Origin of the sequence: Pedococcus ginsenosidimutans, from assembly GCF_039544395.1 — a bacterium.
GTDB classification, from domain to species: Bacteria; Actinomycetota; Actinomycetes; order Actinomycetales; family Dermatophilaceae; genus Pedococcus; species Pedococcus ginsenosidimutans.
In genome coordinates this window covers 99,576-113,680 of the sequence record NZ_BAABLO010000009.1, presented here as the reverse complement: position 1 = coordinate 113,680, position 14,105 = coordinate 99,576, and the positions used below count along the sequence as shown (strand labels likewise).

Here is a 14,105-nt window from a genome sequence, read left to right as displayed (position 1 = left end):
TTCAACCAAAGGATTTTCGTTCCAGAACACCAACCCACAACCAGAAAGGCCATGCAGCCGGCACCCCAGAGACGAGGTAATTGGCATCGATTTTTGACACGCTGTTGAGTTCTCAAGGATCGGACGCACACCATCGGTTTCGCTTTCGTGCGAAGCCTCCGGGGCAACCCCTCAATCGTATGCTTTCCGTCTTCGTTTTCCCAAATCCGCTTCGCGGCGGGAAAACCGTGGTGGAAAGCCCCCACGTTCTTGCTGACCAGCGCATCGAAGTGCGCCGGAGAAGCACTGTACTGCATGTGGGGTTCAGCCCCGGGACCGGCCTTCTTCGCGGTGGTGACCGCGGTGGTGTCCGTTCCTCCCTGTCGGGCTGACGTCGAGAACATTAGACGGGACTCGACGCGAAAGACAAATCCGCAGGTCAGCGGGCTGCGGCCCCTCCGGGCGCCTGGCGCGCGGCCGCCAGGGACTTGCGCCCCCGTCGCAGCAGCGCCACCTGGCCGTGCAGGAAGTCGCCCTCTCCGAGCAGCTGCTCGGGGTCGGACAGCTTGACGTTGTTGAGGGAGGCCCCGCCGTCCCCGATGGCCCGCCGCGCGGCGTTGCGGGAGTCGACGAGGCCGACGGCGACGAGGGCATCCGTGACCGACGTCCCCACGGACACCTCTCCCCCGGGCAGCTCGCCGGTCGCGTCGGCCAGCGTGCGCGCGTCCAGCGCGGTGACGTCGCCCTTCCCGAACAGCGCCTCCGACGCCGCCTGGACGGCGGTGGTGGCCGCTGCCCCGTGGACGAGGGTCGTGACGTCCGCGGCGAGCGCCTTCTGCGCCTCCCGCAGGAACGGCTTCTCCGCCAGGGACTGCTCGAGCCGGGCGATCTCCTCCGGGCTGCGGTCGGTGAACACCTTGAGGAGCTTGACGACCGAGGCGTCCTCGACATTGATCCAGTACTGGTAGAAGGCGTACGGGCTGGTCATCTCGGCGCTGAGCCAGATGGCGTTGCCCTCGCTCTTGCCGAACTTGGTCCCGGACGCGTCGGTGATGAGCGGGGTGGTCAGCAGGTGCACCGACCTGCCCTCCACCCGGTGGATCAGGTCCGAGCCGGCGGTGAGGTTGCCCCACTGGTCCTGCCCACCGGTCTGCAGCGTGCAGCCGTAGTCGCGGTAGAGCTGGAGGAAGTCCAGTCCCTGGAGGATCTGGTAGCTGAACTCGGTGTAGGAGATACCCTCGTCGCTGCCCAGCCGTGCGGCGACCGCGTCCTTCTTCACCATCTGGTTGACCCGGAAGTGCTTCCCGATGTCGCGCAGGAAGTCCAGGGCCGACATGGGGGCCGTCCAGTCGAGGTTGTTGACCATGACCGCGGCGTTGTCGCCCTCGAAGTCGAGGAAGGGGCGCACCTGTGCCTGGATGCGGGCGACCCACTCGGCCGTCTGCTCCTTGGTCTTGAGGACGCGCTCGGACGACGGCCGCGGGTCACCGATGAGGCCCGTCGACCCGCCCACGAGGCAGATGATCCGGTGGCCGGCCCGTTGCAGGTGGCGCATGACCACGAGCTGCACGAGGTTGCCGAAGTGCAGCGACGGGGCCGTGGGGTCGAACCCGCAATACGCCGTGATCGGCCCGTCGGCGAGTGCCTTGCGCAGCGCGGACTCGTCGGTGGTCTGCGCCACCAGCCCTCGCCACTGCAGCTCGTCGAGGATGTCGCTCACGGTGTGGGTTCTCCTTGTCCGGTCGTGGAGGCCCGCGGGGCCTGCGGGCACGAGCACAGCCTGCCCTATGAGGACGTCCGACGTGGACGGGGTTTCGCCGGCCGGTACACCGAGACGCTCGGCTCGTCGGCCAGCCAGAAGCGCCAGGGGTGCGCGAGCGCGTCGCCCCCGGCCCCTGCCACCCCCACCCGTGGTCCGCTGTGCACCGCGGTCGGGGCGACCTCCGAGGCCGGGGCGTGGAAGGCGACCGCCGCATCGGGCGAGCACGCGTCGGCCCCCGTCAGCGCCCCGTCGAGGCCCAGGGTGGTCGCGAGCCGGGCCGGTCCACGGGCCCAGTCGCGACGGCGTACCCCCTCCCGTCGCACGGCGGCGACGTCCTCACCGTCGACCACCTCGCCGGCACGCAGCAGCACCGCGCTGGCACTCCCCTGCGTGCCGCAGACGATGTTGGCGCACCAGTGCATGCCGTAGGTGAAGTAGACGTAGAGGTGGCCGGCCGGGCCGAACATCACCTCGGTACGGGGCGTGGGACCCCGGAACGCGTGCGAGCCCGGGTCCGCCTCCCCCGCGTACGCCTCGACCTCGGTGAGACGGACGGTGACGCCGCCGTGCGACACGGTCGCGCCGAGCAGCTCCGGCGCCACGGTGAGGACGTCTCGGGCGAAGAACGACCGTGGCAGGCGCTCACCGCGCGGGACGTCGGTCAGTCCTTGCGACGACGGATCTTGTTGCCCAGCCACACCACGGGATCGTAGTGACGGTCGACCACGCGCTCCTTCAGGGGGATGAGCGCGTTGTCGGTGATCTTGATGTGCTCGGGGCAGACCTCGGTGCAGCACTTGGTGATGTTGCAGTAGCCGAGGCCGTGCTGCTCCCGGGCTGCCGGGCGCCGGTCGGCGGTGTCGAGCGGGTGCATGTCGAGCTCGGCGACCCGCATGAGGAACCGCGGCCCGGCGAACGCCTGCTTGTTGTCCTCGTGGTCACGCACGACGTGGCAGACGTCCTGGCACAGGAAGCACTCGATGCACTTGCGGAACTCCTGGCTGCGCTGCACGTCGACCTGCTGCATGCGGTAGTCGCCCGGCTGCAGGTCCTCCGGCGGCGAGAACGCCTGCACCTCGCGGGCCTTCTGGTAGTTGAACGACACGTCGGTCACGAGATCGCGCTGCACCGGGAAGGTCCGCAGCGGCGTCACCGTGATGGTCTGGCTCTCCTCGAAGGTGCTCATCCGGGTCATGCAGAGCAGCCGCGGACGGCCGTTGACCTCCGCGCTGCACGACCCGCACTTGCCGGCCTTGCAGTTCCACCGCACCGCGAGGTCGGGTGCCTGGGTCGCCTGCAGCCGGTGGATGATGTCGAGTACGACCTCACCCTCGTTGACCTCCACGGTGAAGTCCTGGAGGTCACCCCCGTCGGCGTCGCCGCGCCACACCTTGAACCTCGCGTCGTAGCTCATGCCCCGCTCCCGTCATCGGCCTGGTGCACTGCAGCCGGCCCGTCCCGGCGGACGAGCTCGGCCTCGGTGAGGTACTTGGCCAGCTCGCTGCGCTCGAAGAGCTCGAGCAGGTCCTGGCGGATCTCCGGGACCGGCTGGTGGCGCAGGGTGACGCCGTCGCCCTCGAGCGTGCAGACGAGGTTGACGCCACGCCACTTCGGGTCCATGCCCGGGAAGTCCTCGCGGGTGTGCCCGCCCCGCGACTCGGTGCGCTCCAGGGCGGCGAGCGCCACGCACCTGCAGACCGCGAGCATGTTGCGCAGGTCGAGGGCGAGGTGCCACCCCGGGTTGAAGGCGCGACCCCCTTGCACCCCGACGCCTTTCGCGCGCTCGTCCAGCTCGTCGAGGACCTCCAGCGCCTCGCGGACCTCGCCCTCCCTGCGGATGATGCCCACGAGGTCGTTCATCTTCTGCTGCATCTCGCTGTGCAGTGCGTAGGGGTTGTCCGAGGCCGCGCGGAAGGGCGCCAGCGCCGTCGCCAGCGAGGCCCGTGCATCCGCGTCACTGACCGAGGGGCGCGAACCACCAAGTCCCGCAACGTATTCGGCCGCACCGAGCCCGGCCCTGCGGCCGAAGACGAGCAGGTCCGAGAGGCTGTTGCCACCGAGCCTGTTGGAACCGTGCATCCCGCCGGCCACCTCACCGGCGGCGTAGAGCCCGGGCACGGCCGTCGCCGCGGTGTCGGCGTCGACCTCGACACCACCCATGACGTAGTGGCAGGTGGGGCCGACCTCCATCGGCTCGGCCGTGATGTCGACGTCTGCGAGCTCCTTGAACTGGTGGTGCATCGACGGCAGCCGGCGGATGATCTCCTCGGCCGGCAGCCGCGTCGAGACGTCGAGGAACACGCCGCCGTGCGGTGACCCGCGTCCCTCCTTCACCTCGTTGTTGATGGCACGAGCCACCTCGTCACGGGGCAGCAGCTCGGGCGGCCGCTTGTTGTTGTCCGGGTCGTCGTACCACCGGTCCGCCTCCTCCTCGGAGTCGGCGTACTGGCCGCGGAACACGTCGGGGACGTAGTCGAACATGAAGCGCTTGCCGTCGGAGTTGCGCAGCACTCCCCCGTCCCCGCGCACCGACTCGGTGACCAGGATGCCCTTGACCGAGGGCGGCCAGACCATGCCCGTCGGGTGGAACTGGATGAACTCCATGTTGATGAGAGCAGCGCCCGCGCGCAGGGCCAGGGCGTGGCCGTCACCGGTGTACTCCCAGGAGTTGCTGGTGACCTTGAAGGACTTCCCGATGCCGCCGGTCGCCAGGATCACCGCCGGGGCCGAGAAGAGCACGAACCGGCCGGACTCGCGCCAGTAGCCGAACGCGCCCGACACGGCTCCCGAGGCGTCCTTGAGGATCTCGGTGACGGTGAGCTCGGCGAAGACCCGCAGGCGCGACTCGTAGTCGCCGGTCTCGCGGCGGTCCTGCTGCTGGAGGCTCACGACCTTCTGCTGCAGGGTGCGGATGAGCTCGAGCCCGGTGCGGTCGCCGACGTGGGCGAGGCGCGGGTACTCGTGGCCACCGAAGTTGCGCTGGCTGATGCGGCCGTCCGCGGTCCGGTCGAACAGGGCACCGTAGGTCTCGAGCTCCCACACCCGCTGGGGTGCCTCCTTGGCGTGCAGCTCGGCCATCCGCGGGTTGTTGAGGAACTTCCCCCCGCGCAGCGTGTCGCGGAAGTGGACCTGCCAGCTGTCCTTCTCGTTGGCGTTGCCCATCGACGCCGCGATGCCGCCCTCGGCCATGACGGTGTGCGCCTTGCCGAAGAGGCTCTTGCAGATCACCGCGACCCGCAGCCCCTGCTCGCGCGCCTCGATCGCCGCCCGCAGGCCGGCACCACCGGCGCCGATGACGACCACGTCGTACTCGTGGCGCTCGAGGCTCTCGTCGGACGGCGAGTGGTTCGCGGAGCCGTCGGCGGAGCCGGGCGTGGGGCCGTGCGTCGGGCCTCGGAGGTCGGTCACACGCGCTCCCTAGTTGATGATCCGCAGGTCGGAGATCGTCCCGGCGGAGACCAGGGCGATGTAGGCGTCGGTGACCACGAGGCTGCCCAGGGTCACCCAGGCGAAGGTCATGTGGCGCGCGTTGAGCTTGCCGACCAGGCCCCAGGCCTTGTAGCGCAACGGGTGCCTGCTGAAGTGGTTGAGGCGACCGCCGACGATGTTGCGGCAGGAGTGGCACCCCAGCGTGTAGCACCACAGCAGGACGACGTTCGCGAGCAGGATGAGCGTGCCGAGGCCGAGCCCGAAGCCGCCGTCCCTGCCGCGGAAGGCGTGCAGGACGTCGTAGGTGTTGATGAGGGAGATGAGCACCGCGGCGTAGAAGAAGTAGCGGTGGAGGTTCTGCATGACCAGCGGGAAGCGGGTCTCCCCCGAGTACTCGCGGTGGGCCTCGGGGACCGCACAGGCCGGCGGGCTCATCCAGAACGAGCGGTAGTAGGCCTTGCGGTAGTAGTAGCAGGTCAACCGGAACAGCAGCAGGAACGGCAGCGTCAGGGCCGCGAAGGGGATCAGGGCCGGCCACTCGCCGAACGGGGTGCCGAAGTGGGCGGAGCCGGGCTCGCACGACGTCGACAGGCACGGCGAGTAGAACGGCGTGAGGTAGCCGTAGTCCGCGACGAAGTAGTCCTTCTGGAGGCTGGCGCGGACCAGGCCGTAGAGCAGCCACGCCGTGAAGCAGGCGAACGTGACGAGGGGCTGCAGCCACCAGCGGTCCTCGCGCAGGGTGCGCGCCGCGACCCTGGCCCGACCCGGGGCGTGGACGCCTCCGCTGAAGGGGGCCTGCGACACCTCAGTGGCCTCGCGACGGGCCGACGCCCTCGTCCTCGGCGTCCGACCACAGCGCCGGGTCGTAGTCCTCGTCGGGGATGAAGACGATCTCGCCCGGACCGCCGGCACGGTCCTGCGAGCCGATGCCCGCGCCGCGGGCCACGAGGTCGACGTCGTCGGCGAGGCGCACGACGTCGTCTCGCAGCCGTTGCAGGTCGAGGGTGTTGCCGAGCTCCTTGGTGAGCGCGGTCACCGCGCGTCGCAGTCCGGCCACGTGACCCGCAGCCGCTGTGAGGTCGTCGCTGACACCCATGGCACCGTCCTTGTCGCGGAGGTCGAGGCGGGTCGACTGTGACCCACGTCACCGAACCTAGCGCGAAGGCAGCCCGAAATCGTGGCACTCCGCCGAATGGATCTCGGCGGCCGCCACGTCAGCGCACAGCGATGGGGGTCGCCGAGTCAGCGCACGGGGATGGGGGTCGCCGCCCAGTCCCGCACGGAGGCGACCTGCTCGCGCACCCGCTCGAGCTGCTCGGCCACCCGGACCGGCGCGGTGCCGCCCTTGGCGTCGCGGGACGCGAGGGACCCCTCGACGCTCAGCACGTCGCGCACCCCGGGGGTGAGGTGCTCCGAGATCGCGGCGAGGTCCGCGTCGGTGAGGTCCCACAGCTCGATACCGCGGGCCTCGCACTCGCGCACGCAGGCGCCCGCCACCTCGTGGGCGACGCGGAACGGCACCCCCTCGCGGACGAGCCACTCGGCGACGTCGGTCGCGAGCGAGAACCCCTGCGGCGCCAGGGAGGCCAGCCGCTCGGTGTCGAACCGCATGGTCTCGACCATGCCGCTGAAGGCCGGCAGCAGGACCTCGAGGGTGTCGACGGCGTCGAAGACCGGTTCCTTGTCCTCCTGCAGGTCGCGGTTGTAGGCCAGCGGCAGCGCCTTGAGCGTCGTGAGGAGCCCGGCGAGGTCACCGACGAGCCGGCCGGCCTTGCCCCGCGCCAGCTCGGCGACGTCGGGGTTCTTCTTCTGCGGCATGATGCTCGACCCGGTGGAGTAGGCGTCGTCGAGCGTGACGAACGAGAACTCCTTGGTCGCCCACAGCACGACCTCCTCGGCCAGCCGCGAGACGTCGACGGCGGTCATGGCGGCGACGAAAGCAAGCTCGGCGACGAAGTCCCGCGACGCGGTGCCGTCGATGGAGTTCTCGACCGACGTGGGGAAGCCGAGGTCGGTGGCCACGGCCTGCGGGTCGAGCCCGAGCGAGGACCCCGCGAGGGCGCCCGAGCCGTAGGGCGAGACCGCCGCCCGGACGTCCCAGTCCTGCAGCCTCTGCACGTCCCGCAGGAGCGCCCACGCGTGGGCCAGCAGGTGGTGGCCGAGCAGGACGGGCTGAGCGTGCTGGAGGTGGGTCCGGCCGGGCATCGCGACGCCGGCGTGGCGGGTCGCCTGGGACACCAGCGCGTCGACGACGTCGAGCACCAGTGCGGCCACCACCCGGGCGTGGTCGCGCAGGTACATCCGGAAGAGCGTGGCGACCTGGTCGTTGCGCGAACGGCCGGCCCGCAGGCGGCCCCCCACGTCGGCCCCGGCGCGCTCGATGAGGCCGCGCTCCAGCGCGGTGTGGACGTCCTCGTCGTCCTCGGCGGGTGCGAAGGCCCCGGACTTGACGTCGGCCAGCAGCCGGGCGAGCCCGGCGAGCATCGCCTTGAGCGTGGCGTCGTCGAGCAGGCCCGCCGCGTGCAGCACCCGGGCGTGGGCCCGCGAGCCGGCGATGTCGTAGGGAGCAAGCCTCCAGTCGAAGTGCGTGGACTTGCTCAGGGCCGCCAGCGCGTCGGCGGGGCCCCCGGCGAAGCGTCCACCCCACAGGCTGACCCGCGAGTGCGCCGGCGCGGCGCCGGTGTCGGGAGTGGTGTGGCTGTCGGGGGTCACGAGGGCTCCTGGCTGGGGTGGGGTACGGGTCTGGTGGGCGTCAGTCGCTGGCGAGGGCCAGCAGGGCGGACGCGGTGCTCCTGCTCGCCTGGGCGCCGGTCGTGATCACCATGATGGTGTCGTCGCCGGCGATGGTGCCGAGCACCCCCGGGAGGGCGGCGTGGTCGAGGGCAGAGGCGAGGAAGCTCGCGGCACCGGGCGGCGTGCGCAGGACCACCAGGTTGTGCGAGGGCTCGGCGGTCACGAGCAGCTCCTCGCACACCCGACGGAGCCGGGCGCTCACCTCGCTGCCGTCGGGCGCAGGGCGGGCGGTGCGGTCCCCACCCTCCCCCGGCACGGCGTACACGAGCGCCCGCCCCGAGCGCACCTTGACCGCGCCGAGGTCGAGCAGGTCGCGCGACAGGGTCGCCTGGGTGACCTCGATGCCGTCCTGCGCGAGCAGCCCGAGCAGGTCGCCCTGGGAGCGGACCTCGTGGCGCCCGAGCAGCTCGACGATGCGGCGCTGGCGTCCGGTGCGTGTCGCGGCGATGGTCACGCCGGGCCCTCGAGGAGGAAGGACAGCAGTGCCTTCTGGGCGTGCAGGCGGTTCTCCGCCTCGTCCCAGACCACGGACTGGGGCCCGTCGATGACGGCGGCCTCGACCTCGGTGCCGCGGTAGGCCGGCAGGCAGTGCAGGAAGATCGCGTCGACCGCCGCACCGGCCATGAGCTCCTCGGTGACGGCGAACGGGACGAAGGGGCTGGCCGCGCCCTGGCGCGCCCCCTTCTCCTGCTCCCTGCCCATGGAGACCCAGGTGTCGGTGACGACGACGTCGGCGCCGGCCACCGCGGCCTGCGGGTCGTCGGTGACCTGGACCGAGCCGCCCTGTGCCGCCGCGATCTCCTGGGCGCGGGCGAGGACGGCCGGCTGGGGCTGGTGCGCGGCGGGCGTGCCGACGCGGACGTGCATGCCGGCGAGGGCGCAGCCCAGGAGGTAGGAGTGCGCCATGTTGTTGGCCCCGTCGCCGACGTAGGCCAGCGTCAGGCCGGCGGTGCGGCCCTTGTGCTCGGTGACGGTCAGCAGGTCCGCGAGGATCTGGCACGGGTGGAAGTCGTCGGTGAGGGCGTTGACGACCGGGACACCGGTATACCGGGCCATCTCCTCGATGCGGTCCTGGCCGTGGGTGCGCCAGACGACCGCGGCGGACTGCGGACCGAGGACGCGCGCGACGTCGGCGATCGACTCCCGCGTGCCGATCTGGGCGAGGTTGCCGTCGACGACCAGCGGCAGGCCCCCGAGCGCGCTGATGGCGCCGGCGAACGACACCTGGGTGCGCAGCGTGGGCTTGTCGAAGACCACCGAGACCGTGCGCGGGCCCTCCAGCGGGCGACGGGAGTACGGCGCCGCCTTCAGCTCGAGAGCACGCTGCAGGACCAGGGCCTGCTCCTCGGCGCTTAGGTCGTCGTCGCGCAGGAAGTGTCTGGTCACGAGGTCTCCTCGGGGGCGGTGGTGGCGTCGAGCAGGCCGGGCAGGGCGGCGACGAACGTGTCGAGCTGCTCGAGGGTGACGACGAGTGGCGGGGCCAGTCGCAGGGCGTCGGGGGCCACGGGGTTGACGATGAAGCCGGCGTCGCGCGCCGAGGCAGCGACCTGTGCCGCCACCGGGGCCGTCAACGTGATCGCGCGGAGCAGCCCACGGCCCCGCACCCCGCTGACCAGCGGGTGGTGCAGCGCGGCCACCGCCTCGGCGAGGTGCTCGCCCGCCAGGGCCGCGTGGGCGAGCAACCCCTCCGACTCGATCGTGTCGATCACCGCGAGCCCTGCCGCCGCGGCGAGGGGGTTGCCGCCGAAGGTCGAGCCGTGCTGGCCCGCCGTGAGCAGCCCCGACACCTCGGGACCGAAGGTCACGAGGGCTCCGACCGGCACGCCCCCGCCGAGGCCCTTGGCCACGGTGATGGCGTCGGGCACCACCCCGGCCTGCTGGAACGCGAACCACGTGCCGGTGCGCCCGATACCCGTCTGGATCTCGTCGAGCACCAGCAGCGCGCCGGCCGCCGAGGTCAGCTCGCGGGCCAGGCGCAGGTAGGCCGCACCGCCATCGAGGACCCCGGCCTCACCCTGCACCGGCTCGAGGACGACCGCGCCGGTCTCGGGCCCCACCGCGGCGCGCAGCGCCTCCTCGTCGCCGTACGGGACGTGCGAGACCCCGGGCAGAAGGGGGGTGAAGGGCTCCCGGTAGGCCGCCTTGTGGGTGAGGGCCAGCGCCCCCGTCGTGCGCCCGTGGAAGGCGCCCTCGGCGGCGACGATGCCGGTGCGGCCCGTGCGCCGGCTGAGCTTGATGGCCGCCTCGATGGCCTCGGCACCGGAGTTGGCGAAGAAGACCCGCGAGCCCTCGGGGGCCCCGGCGATGCCGAGGAGCCTCTCCGCGAGGGCGATCTGGGCCGGGGACGTGAACAGGTTGGAGATGTGGATGGCCTCGCCGGCCTGCTTGCTGACCGCGCTGACGAGGGCCGGGTGCCCGTGGCCCAGTGCGTTGACGGCGATGCCGCCCACCAGGTCGAGGTAGCGGTGCCCGTCGACGTCCCAGACGTAGCAGCCGTCGCCGTGCGAGAGCACGAGCGGCGGGCGCCCGAACACCCCCAGGACGGAGGACTCGTAGCGCGCGAGGAGCTCGTCGTTGTGGGTCATGGTCACCGGTCGCCTTCCGTGTCGGCATCGGGCACCACCATGGTGCCGATCCCCTCGGAGGTGAACACCTCCAGCAGCAGGGAGTGCGGCTGCCGTCCGTCGATGACGTGGGCCTGGGGCACTCCCTCGTCGACGGCGCGGACACAGGCCTCGAGCTTGGGGATCATGCCGGCGTCGACGCGGCCCAGCAGCTCTCGCGCCTCGCTCACGGGCAGGGAGGACAGCAGGGAGTCGGGGTCCGGCCAGTCGGCGTAGATGCCCTCGACGTCGGTGAGCATGACGAGCTTGTGCGCCCCCAGCGCGACGGCGAGGGCGGCGGCCGCGGTGTCGGCGTTGATGTTGAGGACCTGGCCGTCGACGTCGAGGTCGGGGGCGACCGTCGACACCACGGGGATGCGTCCGGCGTCGAGGATGTCCTGCACCGCACCCGGGTCGACCGTGACGACGTCTCCCACGAGGCCGAGGTCGAACTCCTCGCCGTCGACGACGGTGCCGCGGCGGCGCGCGCCGAACAGCCCGGCGTCCTCGCCCGAGAGCCCCACGGCGACCGGGCCGTGCTGGTTGAGCAGGCCGACCAGCTCGCGACCCACTTGCCCGGTGAGCACCATGCGGACGACGTCCATCACCTCCGGGGTCGTCACCCGGAGCCCTGAGACGAACTCGCTGCGCAGCCCCAGCCGCTCGAGCATCTGCGCGATCTGGGGCCCACCGCCGTGGACCACGACCGGGCGCAGGCCCGCGTAGCGGAGGAAAGCCACGTCCTGGGCGAAGGCGGCCTTGAGCGTGTCGTCGACCATGGCGTTGCCGCCGTACTTGACGACGACGAGGGCCCCGCGGAAACGCTCCAGCCACGGCAGCGCCTCGACCAGGGTCTGCGCCTTGCCCTGGGCGACGCGCAGGGCGGCCGCGCCGATGTGGCCACGGATGGTGCTCGGGGACGGAGGCATGTCTTCCTTCAGCTGGAGTAGGCCGAGTTCTCGTGGACGTAGTCGTGGGTCAGGTCGTTGGTCCAGATCGTCGCGAACTCGGCACCGGCGTGGAGGTCGACGAGGACGTGCACCTCGCGGCCCGTGAGGTCCACCAGCGCCCGGTCCTCCCCGACTCCCCCGGAGCGGCAGACCTGCACACCGTTCATGGAGACGTCGAGGGCGTACGGGTCGAACTCCGCCCGCGTCGTGCCGACCGCCGCGAGGACCCGGCCCCAGTTGGGGTCGTTGCCAAACACCGCGCACTTGAACAGGTTGTTGCGCGCGACCGAGCGGGCGACCTCGAGGGCATCGGCCTCGCTGGCGGCGCCGACCACCTCGATGGCGATGTCGTGGTGGGCGCCCTCCGCGTCGGCGACCAGCTGGCGGGCGAGGTCGGCACACACCTCGGTGACGGCAGCGGCGAGCTCGTCGCGTCCGGGGGCGACCCCGGAGGCTCCCGAGGCGAGCAGCAGGACGGTGTCGTTGGTGGACTGGCACCCGTCGGAGTCGACCCGGTCGAACGTCACCGCCGTGGCCGCACGCAGTACGCCGTCGAGGACCCCCTCGCCCACCACGGCGTCGGTGGTGACCACGACGAGCATCGTGGCCAGCGCCGGGGCCAGCATGCCCGCCCCCTTGGCCATGCCCCCGACCGTCCAGCCGTCGCGATGGGCGACCGCCTGCTTGTGCACGGTGTCGGTGGTGCGGATGGCCACCGCGGCGTCCTCGCCGCCGTCCGTGCGCAGCGCCTCGACGACGGCGTCCACCCCGGCCAGCACCTTGGGCATGGGAAGCAGCTCGCCGATGAGGCCGGTGGAGCAGACGGCGACGTCGTGCGAGGCGACCCCGAGCGCGCCCGCCACGTGCTCAGCCGTGGCGTGGGTGTCGGCGAAGCCCTGGGCTCCCGTGCACGCGTTCGCGCCCCCGGAGTTGAGGACGACCGCGTCGACCCTGCCGTCGAGGCAGGCCTGGCGCGACCACGTCACGGGGGCAGCCTCGACGCGGTTGCTCGTGAACACCGCGGCACCGTGGTGGTCGGGACCGTCGTTGACCACCAGGGCGAGGTCCGGGGCACCGCTGGCCTTGAGGCCGGCGGCCACCCCAGCAGCCCGGAACCCTTGTGGCGCGGTGATGCTCACGACGCACCCCCGGAAAGGCGTGCCGGCGCGACGGTGTTGCCCCCGCGTCGCCAGGTGTCGGCGGCGTCGTCCGCCCGCTCGCTGTCGACCAGGATCCAGTCGGTGTCGTAGGTGGACAGGGCCAGGATGCTGATTCCCTTGCGGGCCAACGGTTCCAGCAGGCCCGAGAGGACACCGACCATGGTGAAGTCCAGGGGTCCGGCGATCTCGAAGGCCGTGAGCGGGCCCTGGCGCCGGACCCCCTCGGGGAGGGTGTCGAACGCGGACACCAGCGAGGTCTCGCTGTCGGTGTAGGTGATGGACGCCAGCGGGCCGGTGCGCCAGTCCCACGACGGCTCCTCCCCCGCCGGCAGGCGGACGAAGGCGACATCCTGGTCGTGCCTCATGAGGTGCAGCGGCAGGCTCACGGCGCCACCCCCGCCACGGGCAGGCCGGTCGTCTCGGGCAGACCGAGCACGAGGTTCATGCACTGCACCGCTGCACCCGCCGTGCCCTTGGTGAGGTTGTCGACCGCGGCCACGACGACCACCCTCCCCACGCGTTCGTCCACGCCCACCTGGAGGTGCACGAGGTTGCTGCCCAGGACGCTGCCCGTGGACGGCCAGGTCCCCTGCGGCAGGACGTGGACGAACGGCTCGTCGGCGTACGCGTCCTCCCAGGCTGCGCGCACAGCAGCCGGGTCGGCACCCTCCGCGAGCGGCGCCGTGCACGTGGCGAGGATGCCGCGGGGCATGGGCGCCAGGGTCGGCGTGAACGACACCGTCACCGGGACTCCCGCTGCCGCGGTGAGGTTCTGCTCGATCTCGGGGGTGTGGCGGTGGGTGCCCCCGACGCCGTAGGGCGACATGGCACCCATGACCTCGGCCCCGAGCAGGTGCGGCTTGAGCGCCTTGCCGGCACCGGAGGTGCCGGACGCGGCGACGACCACCACACCCTCGCTGCCGAGCAGCCCGGCGGCGAAGCCGGGGGCCAGCGCGAGTGACACCGCGGTCGGGTAGCAGCCCGGTACGGCGACGTGGGTCTGTCCGAGGATCGCCCCTCGCTGCCGGTCGCCGCCAGCGACGGGCAGCTCGGGCAGCCCGTAGGCCCAGGTGCCGGCGTGCGGGGTGTCGTAGAAGGTCTCCCACGCGGAGGCGTCGGCCAGCCGGAAGTCGGCACCGCAGTCGATGACCACGACGTCGTCACCGAGCTCGGCGGCCAGGGCGCCGGAGTGGCCGTGCGGCAGCGCGAGGAAGACGACGTCGTGCCCGGCCAGGGTCTGTGGCGTGGTCTCCTCGACCACACGGGAGGCCAGGGGCGTCAGGTGCGGGTGCACCGCACCGAGCAGCTGCCCGGCGCTCGAGGCGGCCGTGACGGCGCCGATCTCCACCTGCGGGTGGGCCAGGAGGAGACGCAGGACCTCCCCGCCCGCGTACCCGCTCGCACCAGCCACCGCCACTCTCACCATGAC

14 protein-coding genes are annotated in these 14,105 nt (G+C 71.9%); all 14 read right to left on the bottom strand.

Features of this window, described 5'->3' with window-relative positions; translation table 11 throughout:
* Nucleotides 1–418 precede the first annotated feature (418 nt).
* Nucleotides 419–1,699, bottom strand: coding sequence for a tyrosine--tRNA ligase (tyrS, locus tag ABEA42_RS10825; protein WP_345503231.1), 1,281 nt, complete (start codon nucleotides 1,697–1,699; stop codon nucleotides 419–421).
* 65 nt (nucleotides 1,700–1,764) lie between these two features.
* Complete coding sequence (locus ABEA42_RS10820; RefSeq protein WP_345503230.1) at nucleotides 1,765–2,439, bottom strand: DNA-3-methyladenine glycosylase; 675 nt, start codon at nucleotides 2,437–2,439, stop codon at nucleotides 1,765–1,767.
* A complete protein-coding gene (locus tag ABEA42_RS10815; RefSeq protein WP_345503228.1) occupies nucleotides 2,403–3,155 on the bottom strand; it encodes a succinate dehydrogenase/fumarate reductase iron-sulfur subunit in 753 nt (250 codons plus the stop codon). The genes ABEA42_RS10820 and ABEA42_RS10815 overlap by 37 nt, the downstream gene beginning before the upstream one ends.
* Nucleotides 3,152–5,149 carry a fumarate reductase/succinate dehydrogenase flavoprotein subunit gene (locus tag ABEA42_RS10810; protein WP_345503226.1) on the bottom strand — a complete coding sequence of 666 codons (1,998 nt, stop codon included), beginning with the start codon at nucleotides 5,147–5,149 and terminating at the stop codon, nucleotides 3,152–3,154. Before ABEA42_RS10810 ends, ABEA42_RS10815 begins: the two co-directional genes overlap by 4 nt.
* A gap of 9 nt (nucleotides 5,150–5,158) precedes the next feature.
* Entirely contained in the window at nucleotides 5,159–5,974 is an 816-nt protein-coding gene (locus tag ABEA42_RS10805; protein WP_345503225.1) for a hypothetical protein, read from the bottom strand.
* 1 nt (nucleotide 5,975) lies between these two features.
* The gene (locus ABEA42_RS10800) at nucleotides 5,976–6,266 is read right to left on the bottom strand and encodes a hypothetical protein (RefSeq protein WP_345503224.1); all 291 of its coding nucleotides are present in this window, start codon (nucleotides 6,264–6,266) and stop codon (nucleotides 5,976–5,978) included.
* A gap of 146 nt (nucleotides 6,267–6,412) precedes the next feature.
* Nucleotides 6,413–7,882 (bottom strand): argininosuccinate lyase, encoded by a 1,470-nt coding sequence (gene argH, locus ABEA42_RS10795; protein WP_345503222.1) that lies wholly within the window; start codon nucleotides 7,880–7,882, stop codon nucleotides 6,413–6,415.
* 40 nt (nucleotides 7,883–7,922) lie between these two features.
* Nucleotides 7,923–8,417 carry an arginine repressor gene (locus ABEA42_RS10790; protein WP_345503220.1) on the bottom strand — a complete coding sequence of 165 codons (495 nt, stop codon included), beginning with the start codon at nucleotides 8,415–8,417 and terminating at the stop codon, nucleotides 7,923–7,925.
* On the bottom strand, nucleotides 8,414–9,349 hold the full coding sequence (gene argF, locus ABEA42_RS10785) for an ornithine carbamoyltransferase (protein ID WP_345503218.1): 936 nt from the start codon (nucleotides 9,347–9,349) through the stop codon (nucleotides 8,414–8,416). Before argF ends, ABEA42_RS10790 begins: the two co-directional genes overlap by 4 nt.
* Nucleotides 9,346–10,548, bottom strand: coding sequence for an acetylornithine transaminase (locus tag ABEA42_RS10780; RefSeq protein WP_345503217.1), 1,203 nt, complete (start codon nucleotides 10,546–10,548; stop codon nucleotides 9,346–9,348). The genes argF and ABEA42_RS10780 overlap by 4 nt, the downstream gene beginning before the upstream one ends.
* Nucleotides 10,549–10,550: 2 nt before the next feature.
* Nucleotides 10,551–11,495 (bottom strand): acetylglutamate kinase, encoded by a 945-nt coding sequence (gene argB, locus ABEA42_RS10775; protein ID WP_345503216.1) that lies wholly within the window; start codon nucleotides 11,493–11,495, stop codon nucleotides 10,551–10,553.
* 8 nt (nucleotides 11,496–11,503) lie between these two features.
* Nucleotides 11,504–12,655, bottom strand: a complete 1,152-nt coding sequence (gene argJ / locus ABEA42_RS10770; RefSeq protein ID WP_345503215.1) for a bifunctional glutamate N-acetyltransferase/amino-acid acetyltransferase ArgJ — start codon at nucleotides 12,653–12,655, stop codon at nucleotides 11,504–11,506.
* A complete protein-coding gene (locus tag ABEA42_RS10765; protein WP_345503214.1) occupies nucleotides 12,652–13,062 on the bottom strand; it encodes an ACT domain-containing protein in 411 nt (136 codons plus the stop codon). Before ABEA42_RS10765 ends, argJ begins: the two co-directional genes overlap by 4 nt.
* Entirely contained in the window at nucleotides 13,059–14,102 is a 1,044-nt protein-coding gene (gene argC, locus ABEA42_RS10760) for an N-acetyl-gamma-glutamyl-phosphate reductase (protein WP_345503212.1), read from the bottom strand. Before argC ends, ABEA42_RS10765 begins: the two co-directional genes overlap by 4 nt.
* Between the last annotated feature and the right edge of the window lie 3 nt (nucleotides 14,103–14,105).